Here is a 13729-nt window from a genome sequence, read left to right as displayed (position 1 = left end):
AGATGGCAGAAGTCAAAGCACGCTCGGGCCGTGGCGGCGGACGTGCCGCGCGGGTCAAGGCTCGCACCAACCCGCCCCCCGTCTACCTGTCGACGCTCAACCGCAAGGTGGGACCAATTGATCTGCTTGGCCCCGAAGGCGTTGAGAAGATTCACAACGCCGCAATGACGATCCTTGAGGCAACAGGCATTGAATTCCGTGACCCCGTCGCCTTAGCCGACTGGAAGAAATACGGTGCGGATGTGCAGGGTGAACGGGTGCGTATCGGGCGCGAGATGCTGATGGACCTGATCTCGGCCGTTCCCCCAGAGTGGGGCTATGCCGCGCGCAACCCGGAACGCTCGCTTCGGGTGGGCAATCAGCATTCGGTCTTTGCCAACGCTTATGGTGCGCCGTTTGTCTACGGTCTGGATGGCGTGCGCCGCCCTTCGATGCTTGAGGATGCACATAATTTCTTCAAGCTCAGCCAAATGAGCCAGTCGATGATGGTGCCGGGTATTTTGCCGGTTGAGCCGCAGGATGTGCCCGTCCCGCAACGCCATCTAGAGTTGGTTCATGCCGCACTGACCTTGACGGACAAACCGATCAAAGGTTCGGTGCTGTCGGAACAGGCGGCACTGGATTCGGTTGAGATGACTCGCATCGTGTTTGGTGAGGAATTTGTCGACAACAATGTGGTAATGGCGGCCCTACTGAACTGCAACACACCGCTCGTCTGGGATGAGACCATGTTGCAAAGCTTGCGCGTCTATGCCGCTGCCAACCAGCCCTGCCTGCTGTCGCCCTTTGTCCTTGCCGGGGCAAGCACACCTGCCAGCCCGCAGGGAGGTGTCGCGCTGCTGATCGCCGAATCGCTGGCGGGAATGGCTTACAGCCAGATCATTCGGCGCGGAGCACCGATGGTATTGGGCGTCGCGATCATGGGCGTTTCGATGAAGACAGGCGCACCGATGATGGGGTCCCCGGAGCCCGGCTTGATGAACCTTTTGGTGGGTCAGATGGCGCGGTTCTACGGTGTGCCGTGGCGAACCTGCACGATGTGGACCGGATCGAAATCCCCGGATATGCAGGCGGCGTTCGACACCGCAAATACCATGTGGCCGGTGCTGCTGGGCGGTGCGAACTACATCGTCCACTCGGCGGGCTTTCTTGAGGGCGCGCTTGGGGTCAGCTATTCGAAATGGGTGCAGGACGCATTGCAGTTAGAGAACTTCCACCGTTTCTTCAGTGGCCTGCAAGAGGAGAATCTGGACGCTTTGCTGGGCGACATCGAAAACATCGGACCCGGCGGACATTTCCTAGGCACCGACCACACGCGTGAGAACCCCATGCACATGAACCACTTGCAAAACAATGACAGTTTTGAACAGTGGGAAGCTGAGGGCTCGAAAACCGCCGAAGTCGTTGGTACGGAAGAGGCGCAGCGTATGCTAAACACCTATGTGCGGCCGCCAATGCCGGATGATCAGCGCGGTGCGTTGGATGAGTTCGTCGCCAAAAAGCGGTTGGAATACAGCGCTTGATTAATCTGGAAAGCGGGCGCTAACGTGCCCGGTTCATAACCCAAGGACAGGATCATGCACATGACCGATGACTCGACGACAACGCTCTCACTCGACGAGGTAAGGGGCTTGGCCAGGTCTGTCTTTGTGGCTGCGGGAGTGGATGAGCACGGTAGCGCAGTATTGGCCGATCTTGTTCGAATGAGCGAACGAGACGGGCCACGAAGCCATGGCCTACGAATGTTACCTGTTTATGCGCAGAGCTTTGCTTCGGGCTACGCCAACCCCGCCGCCAACCCGAGTGTTGAACGTATCGCTCCGGGTGTTTTGCGGGGGGATGGCGACAATGGTTATTACCAGATCGTGGCCGCCAAAGCGCGGAACGAGCTTATTGAGATGGCGCGCGAGAACGGGGTTGCGGCATTCAGTTGTGCCAATTGCCACCATCTGGGGGCGTTACGGTTCGATACCGGTTCGTTAGCTGAGGCTGGACTGGTCGCGCTAGGTGTCGTGAACTCGCTTTCCATGGTGGTGCCACAAGGGGGCGTTCGCCCGGTTTTTGGCACCAATCCGATGTCTTTTGCCTGCCCTCGACCTGGGGGTGAGCCGGTCGTCTGGGATCAGGCATCGTCCATGGTGGCACTTATGGATATTCGCATGGCAGCTGCGGAAGGGCATGATTTACCACGTCCTGCAGGGCTTGATCCAGAGGGACAGCCGACACGTGACCCCAACGCCATACTGGAAACCCGCAGTTTGTTGCCATTTGGTGAACACAAGGGAGCAGCGATTGCATTCCTGATCGAGGTCCTCGGTGCAGCACTGGCTGGCGGAACCTTGTCCGTCGACAACGCCAAGCGCGAAGCGCACGGGGCGTTAAATATCAAAGGCGGCAACACGCTGATCGCAATTGATCCGGCGCGGTTTGGCAACGAAGCGTTTGGAGAATATGTCCAGCGCATTTGCGGCGAGATTGAAGGTAATGGCGATGCACGCGTCCCCGGAGATGGAAGGTTGAAGAATCGCGCTGCTGCCGAAGCGGATGGAGTTAGTGTCACTGCTGAATTGATGGCACAACTGCGCGAACTTCAGTAGAGGCCGCACGAATGTCTCGGGTCGTTGTAATCGGTGGCGGTGTTGTCGGAATTTCCTGTGCTTTAACACTGCAGTCGCAGGGGCACTCTGTCACGGTCGTTGAACCCGGACCGGTGGGTGAGGGGGCAAGCTGGGCCTCCTGCGGCTGTATCGCGGTTGGCGAGATCGTGCCTTTGTCGCAGCCGGGGATGCTGATGAAAGTGCCGGGTTGGTTGCTGGATTCCGAGGCCCCGCTTTCTTTGCGGCCAGCCTCGGCATTGAAGCTGATTCCTTGGTTTGCGCGGTTCACAGCCAATGCGCGGCGTTCGAAGATGCGGGCGATTACCGCCGATCTGGCACAACTCACCTTTGCTGCCACTGATGATTTCAAAGCGCAGCTCGCAGATGTTGGTCACCCAGAACTTTTGGTTGAGCGACCAGTGATCAAGCTGTTTGATGATGACAATGACCTTGCGACCATGCGCGCAGCCTTTGATCTCGCGCGTGAGTTCGGGTGCACCATCGACCAGGTATCAGGCCATGAAGCGCATGAGATGGACCCCGCTATTGCGCCCGATTTCAAATATGCAGCGCTGTTACGGGATTGGAGCTTTGTGACGGATCCAAAACTGTTGGTCGAAATTCTGATGCAGAGCTTCACCCAACGGGGCGGGGAGATTGTCTCGAATGCAGCGGTCGACTTTACTCGTGATGGTCAACATATCCAAAACGTGCATACCGGCGACGGGCGCACGCTTAGCGCGGATGAGTTTGTAGTTGCCGCAGGCACGCATTCGCGCGTTTTGGCTAAGAAGTTGAATATTCCACTGCGCATGGAGGGTGTTATCGGATACTCAACTGCTTTGCACGACAGTGGAATCGATCTGCGCCACACGGTGTTTTACGCAAAGGGCGGGTTTGGCATCACCCCTTATGAGGATGCGCTGGCCGTGGCAGGCACCGCAGAGTTTGCGGACTTGAATGCGCAGCCCGATTGGAACCGGGCCGATGTACTGGTCAAACGTGCGCACCGTGTATTGCCGGGGTTGCGGACTGAGAAATTTGAGCGCCGCATGGGTCGTCGCCCTTTTACGCCTGATACACGCCCGATCATTGGCCGCAGCAGGCGTCTGACCAATGTCACTTTTGCTACGGGCCACGGGCAACTGGGTCTGACATTGGGAGCGACGACGGCGCGACTTGTTGCAGATGTAATCGCTGGCAGGGTACCGAGCATCGATATACAGGCCTTCAGCCCGGATCGGTTCTAAAACTAAGCCAGAGCCCGCCCAATTCCTTATGGGCGACGTAAGATGCCACCAAAAGCCCGATCATCCATCCAGTGATCACGGCACAGGCGGTTCCATACCAGACACCGATTTCGTTGAAGCCGAGAACGCCGATAAAAATCCAGACAAAAAAAGCGACGCCAAATCCCTGACGATAGAGGCTGATCCATACTGTCCAGATTGGCCGTTTTAGCGCCTGCAGCAGCGAGTTGATTGAAAACAGCATCATATAGAATGGAAGGATCAGACTATCGACACGTAGATAGCTGAGCCCCACGCGAATAACTTCGGGATCATCGGTAAAGAGACCCAGCAGAGACCGGCCAAATATCCACAGGATAGGGGCCGCAATAGCGGTCATGACCAGCCCGACTTTCCAGCAATAAAACAGGGCTTCGCGCACCCTTTCATAGTCCCGTGCCCCGAAATTCTGAGATGCGATGGGAAGCAGCGCACCAGTGACCCCGAGCACAGGCAATAGCAGAATCTGCTCCAACCTAATAGCGACACCGAAGCCCGCAATCGCGTGCTCGCCGAAGATTTTCAACGCGAACTGCACGACAAAACCTGATAGGAGCATCACGATGAACGATGTGGCCGTTGGAAGGACTTGAACTGAGATTTCCTTGAACTTTTGCAGGCGCGGAATGAAATTTCTTGCCCGCATGCGCCTCATTCTTCGGCGTCTGAGCACCTGGCGGATCATGAACACCATCACACCGGTTTGGCTGATTACCGTAGAAATGGCGAGGCCATCGAACCCGATGCCGGGGATCAAGCCCGGGATACCAAAGATCAACAACGGATTGAGGCCAATATTGGCAAAAAACGCAACGATAAGAGCGCGTTGCATCGAAACCGCGTCCCCATGTGCTTGAAGAATTCCGTTGCATCCAAAGGCCAAAAGGAACCCGGGCAGGGCCAGTAATAGCCAGTAGAAATAGCGTAATCCCGCTTCGCGATATGGTCCCGGTTCCGAAACCAATTGAATAAGTGCCGGGCCGTACCAGAGCCCTGCCAATGCCAAAACTCCGGCTGCGATGAAACCGTAGATCATCCCTTGAGCTGCAAACCGCCGTGCCGCGCGATTATCACCGGCACCCAAGGCATTACCGACGAGCGCGCTCATTGCTGCGCCCAATCCAACCCCGACTGAGATTGCGATGAAGAATGCCTGAAAACCCAATGCCAGGCCTGCTTGCGCACTGGTCGAGAGGAGCCCGGCAAAGAACATATCTACGACGTTGTAGAGCGTGTTGAACAGCATCCCAATTGCCGCTGGGATGGCTAAGGTTCGAAAATGGGCTGAGATCGGCCCGCGTGTCAGATCAATATCGGTTGGGGCAGCCACCTCAGTAAGCCCCTAAGGGCGCTCGGCTTGAACGGTGAGGAAGACGAACTCGGGTGTCAGAACCTCTTCAAAGCCGTGGTTCAATTCCGCATCAACACTAATACTATCCCCGGCTGAAAGCGTGAATCTTGCTTCGCCATAGCGATAGACTGCCTGTCCTTCGAGGACCTGAACAAACACAACGCCGTGCCCGACATAGGTCGGCGGTTGTCCCTCATCCCGCAACAGCGTTACGCGACGGGCCTGGAATCGCAGGTCTTTCCGAGAATGCAATGCGAGGTTGACATATTCATGCGAATGTCCACCGGCCAAGCGAGTGGACTTCAACCCTTCGCCATGGCGCACGAGGGTATAGTCGGTGTGATCAGTTCTTGCTTCGCGAAACAGTGAAACGATGGGGACTTCTAGTGCTTCCGCCAATGCCGCAAGAGTGTCAATCGAAGGTGAAACCAGCCCATTTTCGATACGGCTGACCATCGCAGCCGAAATACCCGATTGTTCGGCAAGCCGGCGGGCGGATTGCTTCCTGCTTTGACGCAGCTCCCTCAGAGAGGCGCCAATGGCACGGTCAATCTGTCTTCCCGGCGTGTCAACTTGCATGAAACGTCCCGTCAATCTTCGCCGTAATAGCCTACGACGTCTCCCTTTGTTGTGACACCCAGACCATTCAGTAACCGATTGGCATAATTGAAATATCCCACGATTTGATTGATTTCGAGGATCTCACCGTCTTCCCAGCCAGCATTTTTCAAGGCGTCTACATCCGATTCTTCCATGGTGCCCGGCGACAGCGTCAGCTTCTCAGCATAGCTCAACGCTTCCAGATGTGCGCCCTCGAACGCATCCTGAGGGCGATGCGCCGTAAGCGCAGCCTCAATTGAGTCGGCGCGTGCGTCGTCACCGATCAGATGACGGGCGTTTGCCCAGTGGTTGGCATAGGAGTAAGGGCACGTGTTCAGCGTGGAAACGTAGGAGCTTATGACCTCCTGAAACCACATAGGCACTGAATTGGCGTCATCATGAAGGCAGGCGCGATACAAAATGACGTGCCCTTTCATGGTGTTGGGACGTAGCGAATGGACACGCATCACGTTGTCCACTGTCCCATGCGGTGTACGCGCTAAATCAAGGGTATTCTTCAAATGTTCGTCGGCATCTTCGTCAGATATCATCCGAATCCAGGCAGACATTCATTCGTCCTTCTATAGTTTATTTTCGTATTTCGAGGCGGCGACAGAGCGCCCGTTGAGTTTTTTATTGACGAATATTGCACATTAAGCAACCATATTGATTAGCGCGCAACAGATTTGAGGATTCTGAAGCTTTGCCAGATTACTCCGCTTCGCCAAATTCAAAGCTGCCGATGTCTTGTGCAGACAGGCATGACGACGGATCGCGGTTGATCAAATGCGCGCAAAGTCGAAATGCGCCTGGTTTGTTGACGGGCTATACTCGCAACCTCAAAGGTCAGCTATTGCGTCTGACCCGGATATCGACAGGTTCGGCATGACTCAGCCCTCCCCTATGATAGAAGTGACCAATCTTGATAAGTATTATGGAACTTTCCATGCGCTCAAGAATATCGATCTGACTGTTCATCAGGGTGAAAAGGTTGTGATCTGCGGCCCGTCTGGGTCGGGAAAATCCACGCTGATCCGTTGTTTCAACGGGTTGGAATGGCATAACTCTGGACGTCTCGTGATTGATGGCATCGAAGTTTACAAAGACGCAAAAGAAATACGTGAGTTGCGGCAAGAAGTCGGAATGGTGTTTCAGCAGTTTAACCTGTTTCCGCATTTGACCGTGCTTGAAAACCTGATGATCGGGCCGATGAAGGTGCGAAAGATTACCAAAACTCAGGCCGAGGAAACCGCACGCAATTATCTTGATCGTGTTCACATTCCCGAGCAGGCCGACAAGTATCCGGCGCAATTGTCGGGTGGGCAACAACAGCGCGTTGCCATCGCGCGGTCCTTGTGCATGGAAACCCGGATCATGCTGTTTGATGAGCCGACCTCTGCGCTTGATCCAGAGATGATTAATGAAGTGCTGGATGTGATGGTGGAACTTGCCGATACCGGTATGACCATGGTTGTTGTCACCCATGAGATGGGGTTTGCCCGTAAGGTCGCTGACACTATGGTCTTCATGGAGGCCGGGCAAATCGTGGAAATTTCACCTCCAGAACAGTTCTTTACCAACCCGTCCAGCGAACGCTGTCGCCTGTTCCTGAACCAGATATTGGAGCACTGACGTGACCGATCTGGGCATATCACGGGGGAAAGGGCAATCGTTGCCGAAACCGCCCTTCTATAAGCGGTTCTTTGGCTCGGTGTTTGTCTCGGTCGCGATTTACGCAATCATCGTTGGGCTAATTGCCTATGGCTCGTACGTTGGTGCTCAGGGAATGGGGTATAACTGGCAATGGTACCGGGTGCCTCAGTTCCTCTACCGCAACACAGAAATCGGCTTTGAGTGGGGTGAGATACCCATAGGGTTGGTCGCCACGATCAAATTGTCTGTCATTTCGTTCCTGTTGGCCACTGCTATTGGACTGCTGGTCGCGTTGCTGCGTCTATCCGGCCTGGTAATTGGTACGGCTGTAGCAGTTGGCTTCCTTGAACTTATCCGAAACATTCCTCTGCTGGTTCTGCTTTATCTGTTCTACTACGTGCTGGGTCCGATCTTCGGTTTTGACCGGTATACCGCCAGTATTCTGACCTTGGCGGTGTTTCATTCGGCGCTGATATCCGAAATTCTCCGGGCTGGGATTAATGCCGTCCCTACTGGTCAGTGGGAGGCGGCTAAATCCATCGGGATGACCCCCTATCAGACCTATCGTTACATCATCCTTCCGCAATCTGTTCGGTTTATGTTGCCGCCGATGACGGGCGAAGTTGTTCACCTAATCAAATCCTCGGCTATTGTCAGCGTCATTGCCGTCGCCGAACTGACCACCTTCGGACGCAACATCATATCCGACACTTACATGAGTTTTGAAATCTGGTTCACCATCGCACTGGTCTATCTGGTGGTGACCCTGATCCTGTCGATCGGCGTAAGTTATCTGGAGAAGAAATATGCCGTCGACCAATAACCACAAGAATTTAACCGGACAACAAGGAGAACCAAGATGAAGTTATCTCGCAGAATGCTCGGGGTTGCCCTGGGCGCGGTCGTGGCAACTGGCATGGCGACCTCAAGCTGGGCGCAAAGCGCAACTCAGGAACTGTCCAGCGAAAGTGTAATTGAAACGATCAAACAGGATGGGGTGATCCGGATTGGCCTGTCGCTGTTTGTACCTTGGTCGATGCGTGACAAGAACGGCGATCTGATCGGATTCGAACTGGATGTTGGCCGAAAATTGGCCGAAGACATGGGCGTTGAGGTCGAATTTGTTCCAACTGCCTGGGATGGTATTATCCCGGCCCTTGTGTCTGGTAATTTCGACGTGATCATCTCGGGCATGTCGGTGACTGCTCAGCGGAACCTGACGATCAACTTCACTGACCCTTATGCCTATTCTGGCTTGGCCATCCTGGCCAACAAAGAGTTGACTGCAGGTATGGCGCGTGAGGACTTGAACTCATCTGACGTTACCTTTGCTGCGCGTCGCGGTGCAACGCCGGCAACCGTGATTGCCAAGGCATTCCCTGAGGCTAATCTGCTGTTGTTTGATGAGGATGGCGCATCGACTCAGGAAGTTCTGAATGGCAACGCCCACGCCACAATGGCATCGCAGCCAACCCCCAACCGCGAGGCGGGGCGCAATCCAGAAACACTGGTTGTGCTTGAAGGTGAGCTGTTCGACCCGCGTGGTGAGGCGTTCGGGATGCGCAAAGGTGATCCCGACGCGATGAATTTCTTCAACAACTGGATTGCGCAGAATTGGCGGTCCGGCTGGCTGGAAGAGCGCCACAATTACTGGTTTGCCACTGAAGAGTGGGCCGACCAGGTCGCCCAATAACCACTCTGACTGGGGGCGGACCCACCGCCCCTGGTCCTTATGCGGAGCGCTTTGGTGCAGGAATTCCTTAGAAAAATCAGATGGCCCGACTATGTGATCGTGGCGGTTTTGATAACCTTCTTTGGGTATATCTGGCTGTCGATCGAAGGTACGCTGAATTACAAATGGCGTTGGGAACTGATCCCAAGCTATATTGTTGGCTGGCATTCCGGGCGCGAAGAGTATTTTGCAAATCTGCTGCTGCAGGGTTTAGCAGCGACAGTTCGCATCAGCATCTATTCGGGTATTCTGGCGCTCATTCTTGGTACAATTCTGGGAATTGCACGCTGTTCGGCCAATCTGACCATACGCATGCTGGCGCGCACATACCTCGAGTTTCTGCGTAATGTTCCCCCCGTCGTCGTTGTTTTCATCTTTTTCTTTTTCTTATCTCAACAGCTGATCGATGCGCTGAACCTTGAACGTTGGGCGCGCGGTATTGCACGGCAGGAAAACAACCAGATCTGGACCTTTTTCTTCGGCGAAATGCGGCGCTTTCCATCGCTTGTTTCAGGCGTGATCGTTCTAGCCCTGTTTGAAAGTGCGTTTGTCGGCGAAATCGTACGTGCCGGAATTCAGTCGATCCCGAAGGGGCAGCGCGAAGCGGCACGCTCGATCGGGATGAGCCGCATGCAGGAGCTGCGCTACGTCGTGCTGCCGCAGGCGATGAAAAAGGTTGTGCCACCGCTGGCCAACCAGTTCATTTCATTGATCAAGGACAGCTCGATCCTGTCGTTGATCTCGGTGCAGGAACTAACCTACAAAACCGTCGAACTGGTCGCCTCGTCCCGGATGATCTTCGAGGCGTGGATCACAACCGCGGCGTTCTATTTTGTTGTATGCTTTGGTCTCAGCCGCATCTTTGCGCGGCTCGAGAAGCGATCTGAAAAGCGCTAGGCTCAGGTCACATACGGACCTGAACCATACCGTCCTGCACTCGTGTTTCAAATACGCGCATCGCGCGGGTTGCTGGTGCTGAAACGGGCTTGCCGTCCCGGACATCGAATGCGCCCTGATGTAATGGGCATTCGATCACGTGGCCGTCAAAATAACCGTCGCATAAATCGGCCCCACCATGGTTACACAATGCCAGCGAGGCGTAGACTCCGCTGGGTGTATCGTACACCGCAATCATACGTGGTCCGATTTCCACGCGCGTGACCCAATTCTCTTCCAGTTTTGATACTTCGATCACATCGCGCCAGGGTTTTTCTGCTTTCATCACTCAAGCCCTCGTCTTGCGTCGCATGATCTGACGCAGAATGTCGCGATGCGCGGCCAGATAGCCGCCTTTTTCGACAAAGATGTGATCTTTCAACTTCTCGTGCAGACGGGGCAGGGCGTGGAAAGGGACCGAGGCGACATAGTGATGCTCGGCGTGATAGTTCATGTTCCAGCACAAAAAGGACATAGGTTTTGACACCAGATTGGTGCGGGTGTTTTCTGACATCTGCGCCACGGTGGGCCGCCCAACATGTTCAGTCATGCGCACAAAGCGCATCACTGGCTCACCCAGAAACAGTGGTATGATCCAGTACCAGATCAAGCCCCACCAACCGGTGACCGCCATGGCCAGCAATATCGTTGCGTAGATGGCCAACATCCGGCGCGCGTCCCAATAGACCGATTGATGTTCTTCTTTGGGAATAAATCGCAGTTCAACGTCGCTGAGTTTGCCAAAGGCATGCCGGAACAGTTCAGTGAATTTGCCGCGCCAGTAGGGTAGGGCAGATAAATACAGAAAATACTGACCAAGTGTTTTCGGTAGCGGGATCAATTCGGGATCTTCTCCGGTCAGTTGGGTATAGGTGTGATGGTCACAATGCTCGTACCGAAAGAACCGGTGTGGCAGGATGATAATCAGGCCGCAAATCTGCCCGACCAGATCGTTCAGCCAGCGGGTACGAAACACCGTGTAGTGGACACACTCATGTTGTAGTGAGAAATGGTGAACCAGGACGACGCCCTGCAGAAACATCGCGGGCCAGATCAGCCAACTGTTCCAAGCCAAGGTGATCAGAGTTGTAGTGCAGGTCAGTACCAAAATCCAAAGTGCAAGATGACGCAATCCAGGCGCGTTCGAGCGTTGCATGAATCCTTTGAGTTCTTCGCGCGTCAGTTTTCCTTCGGCCAGTGCCTGAGTCAGCGGCGTGACGATAGCTTTTGACATGTGATTTCCATGAGTTTGCCGGAGCGGGGGCCTTGCACTCTACGCGTATTCCGGCACCGGAGACGGGAGTGCTCCGCACCAAAGGACCAACTCGATCAGGTCCTATTAACAAGATTATTTCGACAGGTGATGATTCGATCAAGCCGCGATTGATCAGCTCGCGACCCTTAATCCGATATCAGGGTCGGGATATTTGAACAGGCTTGCGGCACAAGGGTATTGATCCAGAATGGTCTGCCCGTTGGGCAACCGATCCGCATGAAAAACGCCGTTGTTCCAGTGGGTCACGCCGTCAATCTCGATTGTCGGGTCGATGACATTCCAGCTGATTTCACCGGGCGCGTAGGCCCCGCAAGTGTGGAAGTGCAGGATGCGCGGGTTGCCAAAGGCAGACCCGCCCCAGCGTTCGTAGTTGTCGCGCATGTCCCAAGGATAACCACAGCCTGGGTGAATGCCTGCATGCCAGGAATGAACGAAGCTACGGTCGATACCTAAATCTCCTGCGACCCGGTCATAATGTGCTTCGGCCTTGGACGCATTGGCAGGATCGCCTTCGAAGCGAAGCAACCGCCCGTTTTCCATTATCGCAAAGACCGGGCGGTCAAATTCAATCGTATAGTCGTCATAGTATTTCGAACCTGTTCCCGTCAGAAAACTGATAGCTACGCGACCCGAGAAACTGTAAGCCGGAACAGGGGTAAAGACGGACATTGGAAAGCGCAGGATCGAGGTGTCACCTGTTGGTTTCAGGTTCATAATCGGTCTGCCACGAACATCAGTGCCCAGCGGGCAGGTCAGGCGCACCTCAGTCGATGAGTCCAGCACTGCGTTGATATCGGCCTTAAGCTCCATGAACGCATCGTGGTGGCCATTAGAAAAGCCCGAGCCCAGCATCTCTTTGGACAATGCAAAGCTGACAATAATCTTTTTGCCCTGCGGCATATCCGAAAACCGCAACTGATCCCCAAGCCGGGCAAGGAACAGAATAATGTCTGCTTCTTCGAACCGGGCCATAAGATCAGGTGTCAGATGCGGATTGTCGGGGTTAAAGCCGACATCGACGGTATCGACGGTCATTCCCAGCTTATGGGCTACTCGGCTCACGACATCTACGCATTCGGCATCGAAGTACCCAAACTCGGGCGGTTCATATGCAATCAACAACTTGTCGCCCGTAGATGCGCGTGCGCAGTTGATCAGCAGATTTAGAGCGCCCCGCTCCGGCGTCATATCAGACATCGACACATCCTGATTGCTTAGTATCTCAAATTTACGATCCGATGCGGGAGCTAATCCATTTGAAAGTATTAATGGCTCACATTAGGGTCACTAATATGATCTTGAACCTGCCCTATTCTGCATTGCGCGCCTTTGAGGCGGTCGTGCGCCATTCTGGATTTTCTCCTGCTGCCGACGAGTTAGGGGTCAGTCAGAGCGCGGTTAGTCAGCATGTCAGGACACTGGAAGAGTGGTTGGGCAGGGATTTACTCGTGCGAGGCGCGCGGCAATCGCGTCCAACCCGGGAAGGCGAACAACTAGCGCTGGCTATTGCAGATGGATTGGGACGCATATCAGAAGTGTGCGCCCAATTGCGGGACCGCACCCGCTCGGATCGAACAATAGTCATCTCATGCCTGCCTGGATTTGCTTTTAACTGGTTGTTTCCAAGGCTACTGCACTTCGATCTGGCGCATCCTGACCTTTCAATATCAATTGCGACTGACACCGGTTACCACCCGTTCTCCGGAGCGGATTCAGATATCGGTATCCGATACGGGCTTGGAGAATATCCGGGGTTGGAAGTTGATTTGTTGATGCGGGAAAGGCTGTTTCCGGTTTGCGCCCCTTCACTTGCCTCATCGCTGACAAGCATACAGGATTTGGCGCAACACACGTTGCTTGTTGATGAAAACCTCCATCACGGCACATCCAGCCCTACTTGGGAATTCTGGGCACGGCAGAGTGGCTTGACCATGCCTTCATCGCCGCGGACACGCCGATTGGGGCAGTCAAACATGGTCATTCAGGCCGCTATCGAAGGGCTGGGCGTAGCGTTAGGCCGCGAGCCATTGGTCATTGATGCACTATGTGATGGCAGGCTGGTTCGTCCGTTTTCGGAAATGACCTTGTCGCCTTTATCATATTGGCTTGTGCGACGCCCAGAGACAAAGGATAGCCAGAAGGTCAACGAGTTTCTGAACTGGATAAAAGCCGAAGCAGCAGCTCAGCCAGACTTGCCACCGCTTGCGCCAAATTCGAATTAGCCCACCTTATATCTTTTATTACCAATCCGGCATGGCGTATTGCCAATCGAATGCCATAATGCCCCTAGCCACC

General features: G+C 54.5%; 14 protein-coding genes. 8 read left to right on the top strand and 6 right to left on the bottom strand.

Annotation, left to right across the window (positions count from 1 at the left end):
* Nucleotides 1–2: 2 nt before the first annotated feature.
* The 3 genes from G7G_RS0111565 to G7G_RS0111555 are packed head-to-tail and all read left to right on the top strand — an operon-like array spanning nt 3 to nt 3847.
* The gene (locus G7G_RS0111565; RefSeq protein WP_010441583.1) at nt 3–1523 is read left to right on the top strand and encodes a trimethylamine methyltransferase family protein; all 1521 of its coding nucleotides are present in this window, start codon (nt 3–5) and stop codon (nt 1521–1523) included.
* Nucleotides 1524–1583: 60 nt separating this feature from the next.
* Nucleotides 1584–2597 (top strand): Ldh family oxidoreductase, encoded by a 1014-nt coding sequence (locus tag G7G_RS0111560; RefSeq protein ID WP_029621950.1) that lies wholly within the window; start codon nt 1584–1586, stop codon nt 2595–2597.
* 11 nt (nt 2598–2608) lie between these two features.
* A complete protein-coding gene (locus G7G_RS0111555) occupies nt 2609–3847 on the top strand; it encodes an NAD(P)/FAD-dependent oxidoreductase (RefSeq protein ID WP_010441581.1) in 1239 nt (412 codons plus the stop codon).
* On the opposite strand, the gene G7G_RS0111550 is transcribed toward G7G_RS0111555, so the two are convergent.
* From G7G_RS0111550 to G7G_RS0111540, 3 genes are read right to left on the bottom strand one after another with little or no spacing between them, the layout of a single operon-like run.
* Nucleotides 3828–5216 (bottom strand): MATE family efflux transporter, encoded by a 1389-nt coding sequence (locus tag G7G_RS0111550; protein ID WP_010441579.1) that lies wholly within the window; start codon nt 5214–5216, stop codon nt 3828–3830. The two genes, G7G_RS0111555 and G7G_RS0111550, sit on opposite strands and share 20 nt — an antisense overlap.
* Before the next feature lie 12 nt (nt 5217–5228).
* Nucleotides 5229–5816, bottom strand: coding sequence for a helix-turn-helix domain-containing protein (locus tag G7G_RS0111545; protein ID WP_010441577.1), 588 nt, complete (start codon nt 5814–5816; stop codon nt 5229–5231).
* An 11-nt stretch (nt 5817–5827) separates the two neighbouring features.
* On the bottom strand, nt 5828–6406 hold the full coding sequence (locus tag G7G_RS0111540; protein WP_010441576.1) for a carboxymuconolactone decarboxylase family protein: 579 nt from the start codon (nt 6404–6406) through the stop codon (nt 5828–5830).
* A gap of 316 nt (nt 6407–6722) precedes the next feature.
* On the opposite strand from G7G_RS0111540, the gene G7G_RS0111535 reads away from it, so the two are divergent.
* The 4 genes from G7G_RS0111535 to G7G_RS0111520 are packed head-to-tail and all read left to right on the top strand — an operon-like array spanning nt 6723 to nt 10119.
* Nucleotides 6723–7469, top strand: coding sequence for an amino acid ABC transporter ATP-binding protein (locus G7G_RS0111535; RefSeq protein ID WP_029621948.1), 747 nt, complete (start codon nt 6723–6725; stop codon nt 7467–7469).
* Between the two features lies 1 nt (nt 7470).
* On the top strand, nt 7471–8313 hold the full coding sequence (locus G7G_RS0111530) for an amino acid ABC transporter permease (RefSeq protein ID WP_010441574.1): 843 nt from the start codon (nt 7471–7473) through the stop codon (nt 8311–8313).
* A 36-nt stretch (nt 8314–8349) separates the two neighbouring features.
* The gene (locus G7G_RS0111525) at nt 8350–9183 is read left to right on the top strand and encodes a transporter substrate-binding domain-containing protein (RefSeq protein ID WP_010441573.1); all 834 of its coding nucleotides are present in this window, start codon (nt 8350–8352) and stop codon (nt 9181–9183) included.
* A 54-nt stretch (nt 9184–9237) separates the two neighbouring features.
* On the top strand, nt 9238–10119 hold the full coding sequence (locus G7G_RS0111520) for an amino acid ABC transporter permease (RefSeq protein ID WP_010441572.1): 882 nt from the start codon (nt 9238–9240) through the stop codon (nt 10117–10119).
* Nucleotides 10120–10126: 7 nt separating this feature from the next.
* On the opposite strand, the gene G7G_RS0111515 is transcribed toward G7G_RS0111520, so the two are convergent.
* From G7G_RS0111515 to G7G_RS0111505, 3 genes are all read right to left on the bottom strand, one after another.
* Nucleotides 10127–10444 (bottom strand): non-heme iron oxygenase ferredoxin subunit, encoded by a 318-nt coding sequence (locus G7G_RS0111515; protein WP_010441571.1) that lies wholly within the window; start codon nt 10442–10444, stop codon nt 10127–10129.
* Between the two features lie 3 nt (nt 10445–10447).
* On the bottom strand, nt 10448–11392 hold the full coding sequence (locus tag G7G_RS0111510; RefSeq protein WP_010441570.1) for a fatty acid desaturase family protein: 945 nt from the start codon (nt 11390–11392) through the stop codon (nt 10448–10450).
* A 153-nt stretch (nt 11393–11545) separates the two neighbouring features.
* Nucleotides 11546–12631: a hypothetical protein gene (locus tag G7G_RS0111505; RefSeq protein ID WP_010441568.1), complete on the bottom strand. Its 1086-nt coding sequence runs from the start codon at nt 12629–12631 to the stop codon at nt 11546–11548.
* 95 nt (nt 12632–12726) lie between these two features.
* Here G7G_RS0111505 and G7G_RS0111500 point away from each other — a divergent pair, with 95 nt between their 5' ends.
* Nucleotides 12727–13656: a LysR substrate-binding domain-containing protein gene (locus G7G_RS0111500; protein ID WP_010441567.1), complete on the top strand. Its 930-nt coding sequence runs from the start codon at nt 12727–12729 to the stop codon at nt 13654–13656.
* Nucleotides 13657–13729 lie beyond the last annotated feature (73 nt).

Origin of the sequence: Ruegeria conchae, assembly GCF_000192475.1 — a bacterium.
Classification (GTDB): Bacteria; Pseudomonadota; Alphaproteobacteria; order Rhodobacterales; family Rhodobacteraceae; genus Ruegeria; species Ruegeria conchae.
Note: the sequence above shows the minus strand (reverse complement) of the source record. Positions and strands in the feature narration are given on the sequence as shown.

Bases quoted from the DNA above. Each gene is read 5' to 3' on its own strand.
- G7G_RS0111555 (WP_010441581.1), top strand. From the start codon at position 2,609: ATGTCTCGGGTCGTTGTAATCGGTGGCGGTGTTGTCGGAATTTCCTGT.
- G7G_RS0111510 (WP_010441570.1), bottom strand. From the start codon at position 11,392: ATGTCAAAAGCTATCGTCACGCCGCTGACTCAGGCACTGGCCGAAGGA.
- G7G_RS0111560 (WP_029621950.1), top strand. From the start codon at position 1,584: ATGACCGATGACTCGACGACAACGCTCTCACTCGACGAGGTAAGGGGC.
- G7G_RS0111535 (WP_029621948.1), top strand. From the start codon at position 6,723: ATGACTCAGCCCTCCCCTATGATAGAAGTGACCAATCTTGATAAGTAT.
- G7G_RS0111500 (WP_010441567.1), top strand. From the start codon at position 12,727: ATGATCTTGAACCTGCCCTATTCTGCATTGCGCGCCTTTGAGGCGGTC.
- G7G_RS0111545 (WP_010441577.1), bottom strand. From the start codon at position 5,816: ATGCAAGTTGACACGCCGGGAAGACAGATTGACCGTGCCATTGGCGCC.
- G7G_RS0111540 (WP_010441576.1), bottom strand. From the start codon at position 6,406: ATGTCTGCCTGGATTCGGATGATATCTGACGAAGATGCCGACGAACAT.
- G7G_RS0111565 (WP_010441583.1), top strand. From the start codon at position 3: ATGGCAGAAGTCAAAGCACGCTCGGGCCGTGGCGGCGGACGTGCCGCG.
- G7G_RS0111525 (WP_010441573.1), top strand. From the start codon at position 8,350: ATGAAGTTATCTCGCAGAATGCTCGGGGTTGCCCTGGGCGCGGTCGTG.
- G7G_RS0111505 (WP_010441568.1), bottom strand. From the start codon at position 12,631: ATGTCTGATATGACGCCGGAGCGGGGCGCTCTAAATCTGCTGATCAAC.
- G7G_RS0111515 (WP_010441571.1), bottom strand. From the start codon at position 10,444: ATGAAAGCAGAAAAACCCTGGCGCGATGTGATCGAAGTATCAAAACTG.